The 17,547-nt window shown below is 59.2% G+C and carries 15 protein-coding genes and 2 tRNA genes; 10 read left to right on the forward strand and 7 right to left on the reverse strand.

The annotated features are described in order from the left end of the window. The first annotated feature begins 97 nt into the window (after window positions 1–97). From MWH26_RS18480 to coaE, 6 genes are all read left to right on the forward strand, one after another. Window positions 98–409: a YtxH domain-containing protein gene (locus MWH26_RS18480; RefSeq protein WP_188557732.1), complete on the forward strand. Its 312-nt coding sequence runs from the start codon at window positions 98–100 to the stop codon at window positions 407–409. A 272-nt stretch (window positions 410–681) separates the two neighbouring features. After that, entirely contained in the window at window positions 682–1,686 is a 1,005-nt protein-coding gene (locus tag MWH26_RS18485; protein WP_247975425.1) for an isocitrate/isopropylmalate dehydrogenase family protein, read from the forward strand. A gap of 201 nt (window positions 1,687–1,887) precedes the next feature. Beyond that, window positions 1,888–2,412: a DUF1573 domain-containing protein gene (locus MWH26_RS18490; protein WP_244694353.1), complete on the forward strand. Its 525-nt coding sequence runs from the start codon at window positions 1,888–1,890 to the stop codon at window positions 2,410–2,412. Between the two features lie 80 nt (window positions 2,413–2,492). Further along, on the forward strand, window positions 2,493–2,822 hold the full coding sequence (gene yajC, locus MWH26_RS18495; RefSeq protein WP_247975426.1) for a preprotein translocase subunit YajC: 330 nt from the start codon (window positions 2,493–2,495) through the stop codon (window positions 2,820–2,822). A 144-nt stretch (window positions 2,823–2,966) separates the two neighbouring features. Continuing rightward, on the forward strand, window positions 2,967–3,932 hold the full coding sequence (locus tag MWH26_RS18500) for a YbbR-like domain-containing protein (RefSeq protein ID WP_247975427.1): 966 nt from the start codon (window positions 2,967–2,969) through the stop codon (window positions 3,930–3,932). Window positions 3,933–3,964: 32 nt separating this feature from the next. Next, window positions 3,965–4,561 carry a dephospho-CoA kinase gene (gene coaE, locus MWH26_RS18505; protein ID WP_247977106.1) on the forward strand — a complete coding sequence of 199 codons (597 nt, stop codon included), beginning with the start codon at window positions 3,965–3,967 and terminating at the stop codon, window positions 4,559–4,561. A gap of 123 nt (window positions 4,562–4,684) precedes the next feature. Here coaE and MWH26_RS18510 read toward each other — a convergent pair whose 3' ends face one another. After that, on the reverse strand, window positions 4,685–5,857 hold the full coding sequence (locus MWH26_RS18510) for a GNAT family N-acetyltransferase (protein ID WP_247975428.1): 1,173 nt from the start codon (window positions 5,855–5,857) through the stop codon (window positions 4,685–4,687). 46 nt (window positions 5,858–5,903) lie between these two features. Beyond that, window positions 5,904–7,547, reverse strand: a complete 1,644-nt coding sequence (locus tag MWH26_RS18515; RefSeq protein WP_247975429.1) for a hypothetical protein — start codon at window positions 7,545–7,547, stop codon at window positions 5,904–5,906. Window positions 7,548–7,622: 75 nt separating this feature from the next. Here MWH26_RS18515 and MWH26_RS18520 point away from each other — a divergent pair, with 75 nt between their 5' ends. Next, on the forward strand, window positions 7,623–8,915 hold the full coding sequence (locus MWH26_RS18520) for a hypothetical protein (RefSeq protein ID WP_247975430.1): 1,293 nt from the start codon (window positions 7,623–7,625) through the stop codon (window positions 8,913–8,915). Window positions 8,916–8,995: 80 nt separating this feature from the next. Here MWH26_RS18520 and MWH26_RS18525 read toward each other — a convergent pair. Next, window positions 8,996–9,070: transfer RNA gene (locus MWH26_RS18525), tRNA-Val, on the reverse strand. Window positions 9,071–9,094: 24 nt separating this feature from the next. Then, window positions 9,095–9,169, reverse strand: a tRNA-Val gene (locus tag MWH26_RS18530). A gap of 184 nt (window positions 9,170–9,353) precedes the next feature. Here MWH26_RS18530 and MWH26_RS18535 point away from each other — a divergent pair. Together MWH26_RS18535 and MWH26_RS18540 are read left to right on the forward strand one after the other, a co-directional pair. After that, entirely contained in the window at window positions 9,354–11,858 is a 2,505-nt protein-coding gene (locus tag MWH26_RS18535) for an AsmA-like C-terminal region-containing protein (protein ID WP_247975431.1), read from the forward strand. 183 nt (window positions 11,859–12,041) lie between these two features. Continuing rightward, window positions 12,042–12,950 carry a TerB family tellurite resistance protein gene (locus MWH26_RS18540; RefSeq protein WP_247975432.1) on the forward strand — a complete coding sequence of 303 codons (909 nt, stop codon included), beginning with the start codon at window positions 12,042–12,044 and terminating at the stop codon, window positions 12,948–12,950. A gap of 92 nt (window positions 12,951–13,042) precedes the next feature. On the opposite strand, the gene MWH26_RS18545 is transcribed toward MWH26_RS18540, so the two are convergent. Together MWH26_RS18545 and MWH26_RS18550 are read right to left on the reverse strand one after the other, a co-directional pair. After that, window positions 13,043–14,152: a mechanosensitive ion channel family protein gene (locus tag MWH26_RS18545; RefSeq protein WP_247975433.1), complete on the reverse strand. Its 1,110-nt coding sequence runs from the start codon at window positions 14,150–14,152 to the stop codon at window positions 13,043–13,045. A 111-nt stretch (window positions 14,153–14,263) separates the two neighbouring features. Next, on the reverse strand, window positions 14,264–15,493 hold the full coding sequence (locus MWH26_RS18550) for a Glu/Leu/Phe/Val dehydrogenase dimerization domain-containing protein (protein WP_247977107.1): 1,230 nt from the start codon (window positions 15,491–15,493) through the stop codon (window positions 14,264–14,266). A gap of 328 nt (window positions 15,494–15,821) precedes the next feature. Here MWH26_RS18550 and MWH26_RS18555 point away from each other — a divergent pair, with 328 nt between their 5' ends. Further along, window positions 15,822–16,130 (forward strand): ArsR/SmtB family transcription factor, encoded by a 309-nt coding sequence (locus MWH26_RS18555; RefSeq protein ID WP_044003755.1) that lies wholly within the window; start codon window positions 15,822–15,824, stop codon window positions 16,128–16,130. 95 nt (window positions 16,131–16,225) lie between these two features. On the opposite strand, the gene hemA is transcribed toward MWH26_RS18555, so the two are convergent. Beyond that, on the reverse strand, window positions 16,226–17,497 hold the full coding sequence (gene hemA / locus MWH26_RS18560; RefSeq protein WP_244694365.1) for a glutamyl-tRNA reductase: 1,272 nt from the start codon (window positions 17,495–17,497) through the stop codon (window positions 16,226–16,228). Window positions 17,498–17,547: the final 50 nt, after the last annotated feature.

Consider the following 17,547-nt stretch of genomic DNA (forward strand, 5'->3'; position numbering starts at 1 on the left):
AATATTCGTTTTTTTCTATATCCTGCATCCGAGTTCTACGTACGTACCCGTACTCCCTGTCTTTACTTCTCACCCTCCGTACTCATTTCTTTCCATCATGGGTAGCAAAACCACTACCGGCATTCTGTGCTTTGCCGGCGGCGCCCTCACCGGGGCCGTTATCGGACTACTATACGCACCTGAAAAAGGTCGCGAAACGCGCAGCTGGCTGAGCTATCAGCTGGAAAAGTACCGCGAAACTTTGGCTGAACTAACCGAAAATCTGGTGACTAGCCGCGCCGATCAGGGCCCTAGCTCTGCTAAGAGCGAAGGCCAGCGCGTAATTCAAGACGCCAAGAGCAAGGCCGAGCAACTACTGGGCGATGTTGATCAGCTTATCAACCAGATCAATTCCCGGAAAACAGTATAACTCCATGCCCTGAGTACCCGATGTGCTGATGAGCTGATAGGCAGATTCCTGCCGGCAGCTTATCAGCACATCATCGTTTTTAGTACCGCCCAGGATGGGTACCTTTGTGCAATGGTGGGGTGCCCGGAACGTGTAGCAATGCGGGCCGCTGACACTTCCAAGAAGGACGCATAGGCTTAACTGACTTAGCTGGCTAGCTGATAATGTGGCCAAAGCGCTACCCCTTGGTTGGCCCACAATCTGAAATTGCCCATTAACCCCAACTCAATAGAATGCATCTCATCACTCTCATCCCCGGCGACGGCATTGGCCCCGAAATCACGAAAGCAGTAACCGATATTTTCGCGGCGGCGCAGGTGCCGGTGCAGTGGGAGGAGCAGAACGCGGGCCAGACCACCTTCGACCAGTCGGGGGAGCTAATTCCGCAGGCTCTGCTCACGTCGCTGGAGAAAAACAAAGTAGCCCTAAAAGGCCCGATTACGACCCCCGTCGGCAAAGGCTTCCGCTCTATCAACGTGACGCTACGCCAGAAGTACGACCTGTACCAGAACGTGCGGCCCTCCAAAACCACTGAAGGCATCCAGACGCGTTACGCGGGCATTGACTTGGTGCTGTTCCGCGAAAACACCGAGGGTCTGTACGCCGGCCTGGAAATCTTCGACGAGCACAACGGCATCGGCGACTCCATTGCCCGCGTGTCGGTGACGGGTGCCCGCAAAATCTGCCGCGCCGCCTTCGCCTACGCTGCCAAACACGGCCGCAAAAAGGTAACGCTGGCCCATAAGGCCAACATTCTGAAGGTGCCCGGCAAAATCATGCTGGATGCCGCCCAGGAGGCCGCTCGCGAGTTTCCTCAGGTTCAGTATGAGGACAAGATCATCGACAACATGTGCATGCAGCTGGTAACCAAGCCGGAGCAGTTCGATGTGATTGTAACCACCAATCTATTCGGTGACATCCTCTCCGACCTCTGCGCCGGCCTCGTGGGCGGGCTAGGGGTAGTGTCGGGTGCCAACATCGGCGACGACATGGCCATTTTCGAAGCGGTGCACGGCTCGGCCCCCGACATTGCCGGTCAGGGCAAAGCCAACCCCACTGCCCTGCTGCGCTCGGCCCTGATGATGCTGCACCACATTGGCGAGCATGAGCACGCCAACAACATCGAGCGGGCCCTGGAGACGACGCTGCAAAACAAGGAGAAGTGCACCGGCGACCTAGGCGGCTCCGCTTCCACCAGCGAGTTTGCCCAGGCCATCATCGATAATCTGAACAAGTAGGCAGGAACTGTCCTGCCGACATGCCGCGCATCAAGCGGCGAGAGGATTCTAAGTTACTCACGTAATGCTACCCCAGATTCCTCCTGGGTCGGAAGGACAGTTCCTTAATCGGCAACGAATAATGCCGTACTTTCACGGCCATAAACGTCTTTCTACTAAGCTGCTGGCTTACACCTAAGCTGGCTTCTTTTTCCGATCAACATGAAACGCAATCTGTTTTCAGCTTTCCTGCTTTCCGGCGCGCTGCTGCTGGGTGCTTGTAACAACAACAAGGCCGAGGTTGGGGCCGAGGGCATGAACGCCGCCGCCGCCAACGCCAACGAGGCGGTAGCTAACCCGGTCGTTGATAACCCCAACGTAACCAACGAAACGGAGGCCCCGAACCCGAACGCCCCGGTCATGAACTTTGCCGTTGCTGAGCACGATTTCGGCGACATCAAGCCCGGTGACGTGGTAAAGCACACCTTCGAGTTCACCAACACCGGCAAGTCGCCGTTGCTGATTGAAAACGCCACGGCTTCCTGCGGCTGCACTACCCCCAACTGGACCAAGGAGCCCATTGCGCCCGGCGCCAAAGGCACCATTGATGTGCAGTTTGACTCGCACGGCAAAAGCGGCATCCAGAACAAGGAAGTAGCCATTCAGGCCAACACCCAGCCTAGCATCACGAAAGTGGTAATTAAGGCCAACATCCTTTCCGACGGCCAGAACGGTCCCACGCGCTAATCCAGCGTTTGCGTAATAGCCTGTCATCGGCAGTAAGCTTCAGGGTTTGCTGCCGATGACAGGTTTTTCTTTCCTTCCTGATGCTACAGCTCATGTTTGCCACGCTTCTGCTCCAAGCCTCGCCTACCTCCGGCGGCCTGATTTCCTACCTGCCACTCGTGGCCATGGTAGTCGTGATGTACTTCTTTATGATCCGGCCTCAGCAGCGCCGTTCCGCCGAAGCCAAAAAGTTTCGGGCGGCACTAGCGAAGGGCGCCAATGTGGTGACTATCGGTGGGTTGCACGGCCGGGTGGTAGATGTGAACGAGGACACCGTGACGGTGGAAGTAGACAAAGGAGTGCGTCTGCGCTTTGACCGCTCAGCCATTGCCCGCGAGGTAGTCAGCAAAAACGCTACCCCCGCCGCTTAATATCTACTGGCCGGCATCCCGAAGCAGAAGTTTCGCTCGCACCAAAGCGGCAAGGTTAGTACCTTGTTGCACCAGTATCTGCTGGTTGGAGCGAGCAGGAGCCCTGCTTCGGGATACTCGTTTCAAGACCTAATTCTGCTGCTCGTGCCATCTGCCCGTCCCGACCGTGTGCTGCGCTGGTTTATGAACCCGTTTTACGGGCAGGAGCGAAGCTATTGGCGGGCCGTTACGGCGTGTTTTCTGGTGGCCAGCACGTTCTGGCTGCTCAACGCCCTGAACAAGACGTACACCACCCGCATTACCTACCCCCTGGCGTGGCGCTACGATAACAGCCGCTTTATTCCAGTGCAGCCCCTCCCCAAGGAGGTACCTGTGAACGTGACGGGCCGGGGCTGGAAGCTGCTGCGCCGCCAGTTGATGCTGGACGTAAAACCGGCCGAGCTGACTCTAAGCGCCCCGGCCTCTACCCGCTACGTCACCACCCGGGCCATTCGGCCGGCCCTGCAGCAGGCCATGGAAGGGTTGCAATTCAACTACCTGCTCTCCGATACGCTGTGGGTGGAGCTGGACCGCCTAGTGAGCCGGCGGCTGCCCCTGGCCCTGAGCCCGGCCACCGACGGGGCGGCGCTGCCCTATGATGCCCGATTTGAGCCCGCCAGCGTGGTATTTCGGGGCCCGGCCAGTAAGGTAAATTACTTGCCTAGTCCCTACCCCGTGCATCTGCCCCAGGCTCCCGCGGGCTCCTCCACCGGAGATATTCGAGTACCCATTGGCGGGCCCGACTTGGTGCACACCAACGTGCAGGACGTACGGGTCCGCTTGCTACGCCGGCCCGTGGTGACGGTGCCCGTGGAGGTGGTGCCGGAGCTGCTGGACGCCCCCGCGGGGCACGTTTACCACTTTTCGCCGGCTACCGTGCGGGTGCGGCTGCAGTTTTTCCCCGAGGATACCGTAGGCTTTCAGCGCAAGCAGGTGCGGGTGCAGCTACACTACGGGCAGTTCACTAATCGAGACTCCAGCCTGCGTCCGTTTCTGGCCGAGAAGCCGGCCCAGGCCCGGGGCTACCTAGTCCTCACCCGCGGGGTGCAGGTGCACCGGGTCGAGCACTAAGGCTAATCGGTATACTTCAATTAGTGCAAATGATGCTGAAAATCGGGATTACCGGCGGAATAGGCTCCGGGAAAAGCGTGGTATGCCGACTGTTTCAAGTGCTAGGCGCTCCGGTGTATGATTCTGATGCTCGCGCTAAATGGGTTATGGCGCACCACCCGCAGCTGCGAGAAGAACTCACGGCCGCCTTCGGTTCCGAAACGTTCGATACCCAGGGCCAGCTAAACCGCACGTATCTGGCCCGCGTAGCCTTTCCCGACCCGACCCAACTGGCCCGCCTCAATGCCCTGGTGCACCCCCACGTAGGCCGCGACTTTGAGGCCTGGGCCACCGCCCAACAAGCGGCTGGCTACCCCTACCTTCTCAAGGAAGCCGCCTTGCTGTATGAGTCCGGCGCCTATCAGCAGCTAGACCGCATCATCACCGTATTTGCGCCCCTGGAAATTCGTCAGGCCCGGGTGCTCCACCGCGACCCGCACCGCACCCCCGATGATATCCTGACCATCATCGGCAAGCAGCTCAGCGAGGAAGAAAAAATCCGCCGGGCCAACTACGTCATCCACAACGACGACCATCATCTATTAATCCCGCAGGTCCTGCAGCTGGACAAGGAATTCAGACAGTATTAGGTTGGTGAAATGGTGAACTAGTTAAACCCATCTGTCATCCTGCGCTTGCGAAGGATGACGGCTTAAGGGTGAGTGTTAGAGCTTATTATTACTCACGAATTCACTAGTTCACAACCTTACCACCTACCGGATAATTGGGCTGCGCTCGAAGGGGCGGGCGCGGTCGAAGAGGTAGCGGTAGGTGACGTGGGTTTTGTGAATGCGGGCCCCGATGGAACGGGTAACGGCCAGCATGCGAGGGTTGAAGTCGCCAATCCAGTTCATTTCGATATCGGTGTAGCCGGCGCGCATAAACTCGGCCCGGGCGTGCACCATCAGCGCCGACTCAATGCCTTTGCCCTGCCACTCCGGCACCACCCCGAAAATGACGCCGAACATTTTCTTGTCGGAGCGCTGGTCGTACTTCCGCTTTTCCCACAGGAAACGCAACTTGCCCCAGAGGTTGAAGTTGCGGCCTACGTGCTTAAAAATTTGGTTTAGCTCGGGCAGGCTCACGAAGAAGGCAATGGGCTCGTCGTGGTGGTAGGCAAACCAGAGCAGGCGCTCATCCACTACGGGCTTCATCTCCTTCACCAAGGCCCGGGCCTTGTCCAGGGACATGGGATTAACGCCGCTGTGGTTGGCCCAAGCCAGGTTATAGACGTGGTGAAAGTCTTGGGCCAGCTTCTCGGCGTCACGTTTTTGCGCGTGCTGAAAGCGGAACTCCGGATACTGCTGAGCGTATTTCACCGCCGCCCGGCTAAAGCTCTCGTGCAAGGGAGCGGCTACCTCGCGGTAGCAAGTATACTGCTTGAAGAATACCTGAAAACCGTACTGCTCAAACAGTTGCTGGTAGTAGGGCAAGTGGTAGAACATGCCGTAGTTGGGCTCCGTGAAGCCCGCCGTTAGCAGGCCCCAGTACCGGTCCCGCTCCCCGAAGTTGATGGGACCGTCCATGGCTTGCAGGCCACGCTGGCTTAACCATTGCCGGCACGCTTCGAACAGCACGTTGGCCGCCGCCTGGTCATTAACGCACTCAAAAAAGCCCATGCCGCCCACGGGCAGAGTTGGATCGGTTTGGGGTGTTTCGTGGTTGATAAAGGCCGCAACCCGCCCGATGACCGTGCCGGCCTCATTGGTCAGAATCCAACGGATGGCTTCACCGTGGGCGAAGTTATGGTTGCGCTGCGGGTCGAAAACGGCTTCTATTTCGTGGTCGAGGGGCGCAATCCAGCTGGGCTGATCCTGGTACAGGCGCGCGGGCAAATCCAGGAACTGACGAATGTGCTGGGGGGAAGAAACTTCAAGCAGGGGCATGGAAAAGAAAGCAGAATAAGGGGAAGGACGGCTTCAGCAGCGTATGTTACCGGCCGGGCCTTCGGAAAACGGAAACCAGGGTGATGCCCCGTACGCGGCGGCAATATACCTCCGGGCCCAAACTGCTAGGGTAAGCGGCCGGGTGCCAACGGTAGGTCGTAAGAAAGTAGCGGGCCTGCTCCACGGGCACCATGCGTAGGCGGGCTCGTTGGGCGGGGGGCAGCAACAGCTGGGCATTGTGCAGCATCAGGCCCGTGCGCGGGTCCGTGGCTACGGGCACCGTGGCGCTGCTGTCGTGGTCCATGATCCACTGCAATCCTTCCCGACCCGAAAGGCCCCAATAATCCCGCTCGAAGAGGCGCCCGGCAACGGGACCAGGCAGAAAGCTGTAGTACATGTTCTGGTAGGGATGATCGAGCACCATGCGCAAGGCCGTGTGGGCTAGCCCCAGCGTCAGCAGCCCCACCGCCCCGTACCCCAGTCGCCGCGTTATCACCCGAGAGGTAGGGGTAGCCCGCCAGTAGTTCCACGCAGCTTGTAGGCCTCGGCCCGCCAGCAGCAGAAAGGCCGGGTAGATGAAGTACAGGTGCCGCCAGCTATCATACAGCACGGAGTTTAGCAGAATAACAGCTCCCAACGGCCCGAAAAACCAAGCTAACATCAGCAAATCGGCCCGGCCAATAGTCGAGGTCAGCCACGCCCAGGGCCGGCGCAGGGCCCGCCACGCTATTACCCCTACGCCCACGCCGAATAGTACTGAGTAGGGCAGGGGGGTAGTTACCAGCAGCCACACAGGGGCGTAGTGCCAGGGCAGGTGCTGAATAGAAATTTCCTGGCCCAGATACACGGTCAGCATCTCGGCCCGGTAGCGGCTGAAACTCTGGAAGGCGGCCAAGAAGTTGCCCGCCGGGTGTTCCCAGAGGTAAGGCCAGCCCAGCACTACCACAGCCGCCGTCAGCGGAACAAACAGCGCAAGGCCAGTAGCCAGCCGCTGCCGCACGTCGGGCCGAAACCAGGCTTCCAAGCCCGCAAACCCGATGGTAAGGCCCAGCAGCAGCACGCCCATGGTGCGCACATCAATGGCTGCCCCCACGGCCAGGGCGTGCAGGGCCGCGTGCCATCCGGTAGGTTGCCGGAGCCAGCGCCGCAGCGTGCCAATGCCCAACGTGAAAAACCCCAGAAACACCACGTCCTTGTAGTTGTAGAACGACTCGGCAAACAGCCGCGGGGAAAGCACCAGGGCCGCGGCAATAAGCAACCCCCAGCGCCAGCTACCGAGGTAGCCCGCTGCTACCCGGTACAGGGCGTAGGTGCCGGCCACGCAGGTTAGCCAGATAACCAGGTGGCGCAGAAAGTACACGTCCCGGGAATCCTCGGTGCCCACCACTTTTTCCAGCACCACCAACGGCAATTGATACAGCACCCCGTGGTCGGCGTCCGAGTTTTCGCGCATGTCCGGAATTGCAGCGAAGGTAGGCTGCCGTCGGGCCAGTTCCGGGGCCAGGTGCAGAGCCACATATTTGGCATTGATGATGCCGTTCAATCGGTCGAGCTGCTCATCCCAGCCTACCCCATAGTCGCGGTGCAGAACCACGCCCAGCAACACCAGCACCCCAAAGAAACTTCCTACTACCCACCGGGCCCACGGGCCAGAGGAAGCAGGAAGGCGAGGCGGAACGGAAATGGGCATAAACGAAGTGGCAAGGAAAGCAGAAAACGCGGCTAAATTCGGCAATTCATTGCCAACTCACGTTCTGCTCCGCTGGTGTTACGCTCCATTCCTCGCTTTATCTGGCCCGTGGCGGTTTTGCTGCTGGTTATTCGTCTGGCGCTTAATCTGGGCCTGAATCCGGGTCTGGAGTGGAACTACGATGAGCGCCGCAACGGCCGCATTGCCGACAACTACCTAGCCGGCCGCGGCTACGTTAGCCTCGACCCGGAGCGCCAGCAACTGCGCCCCGATGCCTTCCACGCCAGCTTTCCGGTATTCGTGTACATGGGCTGGAGCAAGGCAGGCCTGCCCCGCCACTACCTAACCCTGCTGGTGTACGCGGCGGCGGCTGGCTGCTACCTGCTCGGCGGCCTCTACGTGCAGCGCACCCTGCGCTACTTTGGGCTAGCTCCCGGGGTGGCGTGGGCCGGGGCCGGGCTCTGGGCTATTTCGCCGGGGGTAGTCTATTATGTGGGCGCCTTTTGGTGGTTTGAAAATATTACGCTACCCCTGCTGATTGTGGTGGTGTATAAGCTGTTGCGTCTGCACGGCGGGCGGGCGCTGCACTGGCCAGATGCAGCTTTGGTTACGTCGGCCGTGGTGCTGTCGTGCCTACTACGGGGCTATTTGCTGGCCGTGTATGGTAGCCTGTTTGCCGTATTCTTGCTGCTGATGCTGCGCCGCTCCGTGCCAGCCGCTACCCGCCGGGCGGCCTGGGGCCTTGGGGCCGTTGTGCTCGTGCTGCTGGTGCTGAGCCACATGCCTATTCTGCTAAAAAATTACCGGCAGTTTGGGGCGTACACGCTCAGCAATCAAGCGGGCTTCGAGCTGCTGCAGGGCCATAATCCGGTAGCCCAGGGGCGCTTTATGTTCGACTGGGACGAGCGCACGGGCCCCTTCGACCAGTACGTCCGCGCCGCCATTCCTCACCTCGACTCGTTAAATCAGTACCAAGAAAGCCAGGCTCGTGCCCAACTGGCTCGGCAATGGGTAGCAGCACACCCACTGAAAGAAGCTCGGTTGTGGATAAAGAAAACGGCATTGTTCTTTTCACCGGAAAACTTTGTAGCCGATGCTCCCCGCACTCCTTGGAACCCCTTCACGGCCCTAGTGCACTTGGCCTTTTTCGCGGCTCTGACTCTTACTGTGCTGCACTACCGCGGTCTGCGCTTCGAAAGCCGCGACTGGCTGTTGCTGCTGCCACTGCTGGCTACCTGGGCTATCAGCCTGGTGTTTTTCGTGGGCTTTCGGTGGCGGTTCTTCGCCGAGCCGGCCCTGCTTTTATTTCCCCTAATAGTGGGACACCGGTTGCGCCAGCGGCTGACCCTGCCGCCGGAAAATCGATAAGATGCGGACTTTATCGACCCGGATGGTTGCCACTCCTGTACCAAAACAAAAAAGGACAGCCGTTACGGACTGTCCTTTCGTGGGAGATACTGGGTTCGAACCAGTGACCCTCTGCTTGTAAGGCAGATGCTCTGAACCAGCTGAGCTAATCTCCCGAGGGGTATGCGTAAAAAAGTAAGTGGGAGATACTGGGTTCGAACCAGTGACCCTCTGCTTGTAAGGCAGATGCTCTGAACCAGCTGAGCTAATCTCCCGTTGGGCGTATCCCGTTTGGGATGGCAAATATGGGAGGTCATTTTCGAATACGCAACACTTTATCCCATCTTTGGGTCAAGAAATTTTGCTGTCTGGTACGCGTTGTGCGGGAAACTGATTGCCAGTCAGAAGTTTCAGGAGGTAAACACGGTGAGCAGATTTCTCAAAATTTCTTTTTTAACCTTGCTTGCGCTCCTGGTTGGCGCGGTAGGCGGCGTGTGGTTGGGGCAGGATCGAATCATCGGCTTGTTTGTGCAGGCCCTGAACCGGCGCCTGCAAGTACCCGTGCAAGCCAGCCGCTTGGAGGTATCAGTGCTAGATCAGTTTCCACGCTTGTCCGTGACCCTGCACAACGTAGTGGTGGCCGGCTCCGAGCCTACCGATACCGTGAAGCTGGCCCGGGCCCGGCGGCTCTACTGCGCCTTTGATGCTTGGGACCTGCTGGCCGGCCGCTACCACATCCGGGCCGTTACGCTGGCCGATGCGCAGGTGCGGGTGCGCCGCAACGCCCAGGGCCGGGGCAACTACCACGTTCTGCGCCCTGATACCACCGCTCCCGCCGCTACCTCACCTTTCGGCATGGAGCTGGAAGGTATTGAACTGCAGCGGGTGCGGGTGCTGTACGAAGATGCCAGCCGGCATCAGCACTTCAGCCTGCACACCCCACAGCTGCGCGCGGCCTTAAGCATCACCGACGCCCGCTTGGATATTACCGCCCAAGGGGTAGCGCAGGTGGCAGCCCTACGCCTGGGAAATGACGAGTACTTTCAGCGCAAAGAGCTGACGGTGAGTACAACGTTGGTTATCGACCGGCCCGGCCAGAAGCTGACCATTGAACCCTCCCAAATCCATATCGGACCCGCCGCTTACGCGGTAGCGGGCACCATTGATTACCAGCGGGCGGCCGTGTTAGATGTGCGCTGCGAGGCCACCGGGGCTGATGTGCAATCGGTGCTGGCGCTACTGCCGCCCCGCCTGGCCCAGCGGCTAGCGGGCTACCGGAGCCGAGGCGCTGTATATTTTGGGGGCACGGTGCGCGGCGAGTTGTCTGCCGCCCGTAACCCCACGGTAGCGGTGCGGTTTGGCTGCAAGGAAGCCTCTTTTTACCACCCCCGCTACCAGCAGGCCATTGACCACGTCAGCCTTACCGGGGCTTTCACCAACGGAAGCTCCCAGGCCGCCCGTACCGCCGAGCTAACCCTGAACAATGTGCGGGGGCAACTTAGTGGCCGGCCTTTCAGCGGTAATCTGCAAATTCGCAATTTCGCCGACCCCCGGGTGCAGCTGCAGGCCCAGGCGGAGTTAGACGTGGCCCGGGCGGTGCGTTTCTTCCCGCTTGCTACCGTGCGCCAGGCCCGCGGCAATGCCACGGTGCGGCTACGGTTGAACGGACGCCTGCAAGACCTGCGTCATCGGCCCACTGCGGCTCAGGCTAGTGGGGAATTAGCCCTGCGAGACGTGTACCTGCAGCTGCGCGACTTTCGGCAGCCCTTCACCCACCTAACCGGCCGCTTGCAGCTACAGGGCTCGGATGTGGCCGTACCTGCCCTGAGCGGGGAGCTGGGAAACTCCGATTTTCGGGGCCGAGGCACACTGCGCAACGTAACCCGGTGGCTGCTCCAGCCCGGTCAGCCCCTCCGGCTGGAGGCCGTGGTAGCCAGCCGCCTCTTGGATTTCAATCAGCTCCTCTACGCCTACCAGCCCGTGGCTACCCCATCTGCCGGCCAGAAACAGGGTAGTACTACAAAAGGGGATGGCTTGCGCGTACCGGCCAGTATTGCCCTCAACCTGCAGACGACGGCTGCCCAGCTGCGTTTTCGGCGGCTGCGGGGGCGTACCCTGCGCGGCACGTTACACCTACAGGACCGGGTGTTTACTTCCCCTGGCCTAACGTTGCTCGCTGCCGGGGGCCAAGTGAGCGTACAGGGCCGCGTAGATGTGCGCCAGCCCCAGCTTATGAAGGCCAGTACCGTGGTAGGCTGCCAGCAAGTGCCGCTGGACAGCTTGTTCTACGTGTTCGAGGATTTCGGTCAGCAGTTTATCACCCAGCGCCACTTGCGGGGCCGCCTTACGGCGACGGCCGAGGTCGATTCTTACTTCGACCAGCATCTAACCCCACTTACCGACCGCCTGGAGGCGGAAGTGCACGCTACCGTCCGGCAGGGCGAGCTACTTAACTTCGAGCCCATGCAGAAGCTGAGCTTTTTAGCCAGCCGAGCCACCCTGCGCCATTTGCGGTTTGCCGAGTTGCAAAACCGCCTCTACGTGCAAAGCCGGACTGTGTATGTGCCCGAAATGGATATTCGGTCTAACGTGAAAGCCGCCTCCCTGATTCGGGTGACGGGCACCCACACATTTGATCAGCAAATGGACTATCACGTTCGGATTCCCTTGTTGCCTGGGCTGCTGCCCCAGGTTCGGGCCGGGGCGGAAGGGCCTATGCTGCGCCTGGCTATTCAGGGCAACGAGCGGGACTTTACCATTCGCTACGAGCGGGCGGCCCGGGAGCCCACCGCGCCGGTTGTGGCGGGGCCAGCCACCGGCACCCGGCCCAGTAGTGCAAGCAGTGCCCCCAGAACCACGGCTGCTCCCATCGGCCCCGCCGCCGTGGCAAAACCCAGTTTCGAGATAAAAAAACCAGTGAAAAAACCAGCCCAGCCGCAAACAGGCGAGTACTTTGATTTTTAAAACTGGGGTAGTGCAAGCTCTGGCGCACCGAGTAAATATCTGTGAGTCAGGTGAAAAGCGTGGCCGATTGATGGTTGGGCCCGGATAAGCGCTAGTTGCTTCTGGACAGGAGGCGGGGCTAACCTATCCGAAGAGCTTGCGTTAAGGGTAGCTGGTTTATTTCCACCTACTTTCCTTGCTGTTATGAACGATACCCAACTCCTGCAGAACTACTCCGACCAAGAGAAAGCCGCTTACCTGAGCGTTATTGCTAGCCTCGCTTCTGCTGACCGCGAAGCATCGGCCGCCGAAATAGAGTTCCTGCAGCAACTTGCCCACCAGGCCAACCTGAGCGGCGGCGCTACCCAACAGGTACTGAGCGCAGCCAAAGACGCCTCTAACGAAAGCATCAAAGGCAACTTGGATGCCCTGCGCTCCAGCGACCTGCGTTTCTCCCTGGTAACCGACCTGATCAGCTTTGCCCGCGCCGATGGTGCTTACTCCAACACGGAGGAGGAAATGGTAAACAAAATTGCCGCCTACCTTGGCATCAACCAGCAGCAAAAGCAGGTTCTGGAACAAGTAGTTGACCAAGCTGCGCACGTACCCCACGATGCCAATGACCCGGCCAAACAAGGCTTTTTGGGCGGCATTTCCGACAAGCTGTCGAACGTAGGAATTCCTAAAGGAGCCCTGATGGCGGGCCTGCTCGGGGTAGTGGCTCCCATGGTTATTTCCAGAGTGATGAACCGCGGCGGCGGAATGCCCGGTGGTGGCGGTGGCCTGCTCGGCGGCATGACCGGTGGTGGTACCATGGGGGGCCTGCTCGGGGGCGCGGCCCAAAGCGGCATGGGCGGTTTGCTCGGGGGCCTGCTCGGCGGTGGCCTCCTTGGCGGCATGATGGGCGGCGGGGGCCAGCAAAGCTCCTATGGCAATTATCCGCAGCAAGGCTCGCACGTGGGCAGTGGGGGCTTGGGCTCCCTAATGTCGATTCTGGGAGGCCTGGGCGGACAGCCTAACTCGCAGCCCCGCAGTGCTGGCGGTGGCGGGCTGGGTGGCCTGATGAACGGCGGTATGGGTGGCTTGCTCGGCGGTTTGCTCGGGGGCCGGTAACCTTACCTTCTAAAAACAATACAACAATAAGCGGGCTGCTCCAACTGGGGCAGCCCGCTTATTTATTATGCCAACCTGAAAGCAGGATAGTATTAGCTCGGGGAGCCAACCAGCTGCACCACCGTGGTGCCCGTGCTGGCGAAGGCACCGCCGGCGGCTTCTACCACCTCCACCAGGCGGTAATTCAGCTGCTCTTTCACGTGCAGGTACTCGTCGTAGTTTGTAGTTTCTACGAAATACTGCACGGTTACCTCTTTGGCCGCGGGGGTAAGGGCCGCAAACTGAATCTGCACCTCCTTGGTTACCAGCGGGTTTTCTTCCAGAGCCAGCTTGCCTTCTTCCACAATGCGGTGGAGCTGCTGGCTGGTGGTAGTGTGGCTCAACGCCAACGTGAAGCTTACGCGCCGGGCCGTGCGTAGCGAGAGGTTGTCCAGGGGCTTGTCGATCATGCTCTTGTTGGGCACCGTGACGTAGCTTTTCTCCGCCGTGCGCAGGCGCGTGCTCCGGAAGCCAACCTTCTCCACGGTGCCCGTCACGGCGCCCACTTCCACCAGGTCGCCGACCGCGAAGGGCCGATCAAGGAAGATGGTGAAGGAGGCAATCAGGTTTTCGAGGCTTTCCTTGGCAGCAAAGGCCACGGCCAGGCCGCCAATACCCAAACCCCCAATAAGGGCCGTTACGTTGACCCCGAACACCTTGCTGAGCATCACCAGAAAGGCCAGCGTCAGGACCAGAACCTTGAGCAGGTCTTTAGCGAAGGGAATCAGCTGGTCGTTGAGGCGGGAAACTTGCGTCTCGGCCCGGCGGCGGAACACCAGCACCAGAAAATCAATCAGCCGCAGCCCAATCCAGGCGACACCCGTGATAATGGCAATCTGGTAGAGCCGAAACAGCGCCACCTGGGGCCAGGGCTCGTGCTTGGTGATGTCGGCGCTGCGCACGGGGTAGTCCAGGACCTGAAAGGCTAGGTATATCGTGACGAAGAACACCACGATGGACACGGGCTGAATCAGCAAGGCCTGAAACTGCTGCTCACTAACGCCCTCCGTGCGCTTGCGAATGAAGCGAAATACCAGCTTGGAAAGCAGGCGCGAAAGCAGCGTCTTGAAGGCGTACCCGAACAGCAAAATGCCCAGGCACGTCAGGTAGGCCCCCACGTTGTTGCCGAGGAAGCGGTAGTTCAGAATCTCCTGAAGGGTCATGAGTAAGGTCTTGGGGCCTTGAGGTCCTGTGGGTTTCGGGTCTTGACTACTGTTCTGCTAGCTTCTTGCTTCGGTGAACATTATCCAAGATCCTGCGTCCCTAAGACCCAATTATACCAACTGGCGCAGCGCCATTTCAAACGACTTCTGGGCGATGCCGGTAGTGGCCTCGCTCTGGTGACGAGTGCGTTGCAGGGCCGCCCGAATGATGGTAGAAGTGTCCTGAAAAATAGCCTGATCGGTAATTTCCGCGTTGGATTCCATCAGGTAGGCGAATACTCGGGCCATGCCGCAGTTGGCAATGAAATCGGGAATCACGCTGACATTGGCATCGGCAAACTCGCCGGTGGGGCCGAAGAAGATTTCTGGGTCTTGGAAGGGCACGTTGGCCCCGCAGGAAATCACTTCCAGTCCGCCTGCTACCAGCTGCTCAACCTGCTCGCGCGCTACCAAGCGGGAGGCCGCCGCCGGAATAAAAATTTCAGCCCCGCTACTCCAGATGCGCTGATTTACTTCCGAAAAAGAAAGCAGGTTGCTGGCTGCCAAGGCATTGCCTTCGCGCTGCAAAAAAAGCGTCCGGATTTCCTCCAGCGAAAAGCCATCTTCCTTGATGAGCCCGCCAGCCCGGTCGATGATGCCTGTGATGCGGGCGCCCTGGGTGGCTAGGTAGTAAGCTGCCGCCGCGCCCACGTTGCCCCAGCCTTGAATAATGGCGCGCTTGCCTGCTACGGAGCGGCCGCCCCACAGCGCGTAGTAGTGGCGCACGGCTTCAGCTACCCCGTAGCCCGTAATCAGGTCCGCGACGGTGTATTTGCGGCTCAGGTCCGGAGAGAAGGTAGCGTCTTCGAGCACTTTTACCACGCCCTGGCGCAGTTGGCCCAGCTTCTGTATCTTCTGGGGCTCGGTGGCGCGGTAGTGCCCGTTCACAATACCTTCCTGCGGGTGCCAGAGGCCATAGTCCTCCGTAATGGGAATAACGTCGTGAATCTCGTCCACGTTTAGGTCGCCGCCGGTGCCGTAATAGGCTTTCAGCAAGGGAATTACGGCTCGGTACCAGCGCTCCAGCACGCCGCGCTTGCGCGGGTCCTGGGGGTCGAAGTTGATGCCCGACTTTGCGCCGCCAATGGCCGGACCCGAGACGGTGAACTTCACCTCCATGGTCTTGGCCAAGCTTTCCACCTCGCGCTTGTCGAGGCCCTTGCGCATACGGGTGCCCCCGCCGGCTGCCCCGCCGCGCAGGGAGTTAATCACCACCCAGCCTTCGGCTTCGGTTTCGGCGTCTTTCCACTCAAAAACAATTTCGGGGCGCTTGTTTTCAAACTTGGTGAGCAGGTCTTTCATGGAAAAATAGTCGGGGGTAGGGTAGGAGCTTCGGCGCAAAGGTAAGCAGTGGCTTTGGGCCCGTGGTTATAGCGTGCGGGCACGGCTTGGGAAGGCCACTGCCGCTGATTTCGTGGCCAGTGTAGCCCACTCGCTGACTATGAGCGTATTACAAAGGCAAGGGTACTGTTGCCGGGAATTGCCACGTTTAAGGGAAAGAGGATGCAAATCTGTTGGATTTGTAAATTTTTTTGGCAGCTGGTACGTTAAAAGGAACTATGCAGCCGTAGAATATCGTATTAGCCATATTCCTGCCTGCCCCACCCTGGTACCACCGTTGTAACGACATATGAAACCATTGCTTTCAAGAGTAGAGTCCAAAAAAGTAGACAAGGCGGCCGCCATGCTGAAGGTATTGGCGCACCCGAAGCGCCTGGCCATCGTCGATCTGCTCGGTAAAGAGGAGAAGATGACCGTCACGGAAATCTACCGCTCCCTCGATTTGCCCCAGGCTATTGCCTCCCAGCACCTCATCACCCTCAAAGACCGGGGCATCCTGTCCTCGTTTAAGGTGGGCACTAAGATTTACTATTCTCTTTCCATTCCGAAGCTACTGGACGTAATCGATTCGTTGGAGGATTGCTGCGACACCATGTAAGTGCCGGCTTCGAAGGAGCAACGGTAACTATCGATATACAAAAAGCCCTTCTGACTCTCAGAAGGGCTTTTTGTATGGATCCAATGGTGAAATAACTAAGCTACGTCGGGCTGGCGTTCCAGGTCGAACAGATCCGTCAGTACATCGATGAGCTGGTCGGCCTCGCCGCGTTTGCAGGCGGCTTTGAGCTGTAGCACGGGCTGCTTCAGAATCTTCTGCATCAGGGAGCGGGTAATGTCGTCCATGCGCTTGGCCTCCTCGGGGCTCATTTTCTTCTGGAAGCGGTCCATTTCCTCCAGCCGAATCTGCTCCAGGGCGTTCTTCAGCTTCTGAATGGTCGGGGACACCATCATTTCCTTGGTCCAGTCCTGCAGGCCAATCATGCTTTCTTCGATAATGGCCCGTACCTGGGGCACGGCGGCCAAACGGCGCTCCAGCGCGGCCGAGGCCTTGCTGTGGATGGCGTCAATGTTGTACACCAGCACGCCAGGCACCTGCTCCACATCAGTGGCAATGCTGCGGGGCACAGACAGGTCGATGAAGAACTTATAGCTCAGCACGTCGAGGCGCTCCACCATGTCGCGGGTGAAAAAAGGCTCGTCGCGGGCAATGCTGCTGATGATGATGTCGGCTTCCTTAAGACCAGGCACCAAGCTTTCGAAATCAATAACCTTCAGGCCACACTCCTGAGCCAATTCATCGGCCTTGGAGCGGGTGCGGTTACAGATGGTCACGTCCTGAAACAGCTTACTGTCGCCGAAGTGGCGGCAAACATCGGCTCCAATTTCGCCCAAGCCTACCACCAGTACGCGCGGGTTGGCGAGGTCGGCGGTCAACTCTTCCACCAACTCCAATGCGGCGTAGGAGGTAGAGGCTGCCCCGTCGCGGAAGGAGGTTTCCTGCTGCACGCGCTTGTTGGTGAAGAAGATAGTGTGCAGCAAGCGGTGCAAGAAAGGGCCCGCGGCATCGGCATCAGCCGACCACTGATAAGCCTGCTTGACCTGATTGCTGATCTGCATGTCGCCAACTACTTGGGCGTCAAGGCCCATGGCTACCTCAAAGAGGTGGCGTACGGCGTCGGTATGCTGATCGAGAATATCGAAGTAGGGAAAGTACTCAGCTACCTCGGGCAGATTCTTGAGCTGACCCAGGGCTTCAATAATGGCGGGGCTTTGGTCGCGCGCAGCGGAATAATATACTTCTGTGCGGTTACAGGTGCTCAGCACAAGCAGGTCGGTGAGGGCCAGCTCGTGGTGGAGGGTGTGCAGGAAACGGCGACAGGCAGCCTCGTCCAAGGCAATCAGCTCCCGGATTTCCAGGGGAGCTTTTTTAAAGGAAAGACTAACGGCCTTGAATGGATGGAGCATAGCTTGTGCTAGTGCGAGAATCAGAGGGCAAAAATACAGTACAAATTGCT

Source organism: Hymenobacter sublimis, from assembly GCF_023101345.1.
GTDB classification, from domain to species: Bacteria; Bacteroidota; Bacteroidia; order Cytophagales; family Hymenobacteraceae; genus Hymenobacter; species Hymenobacter sublimis.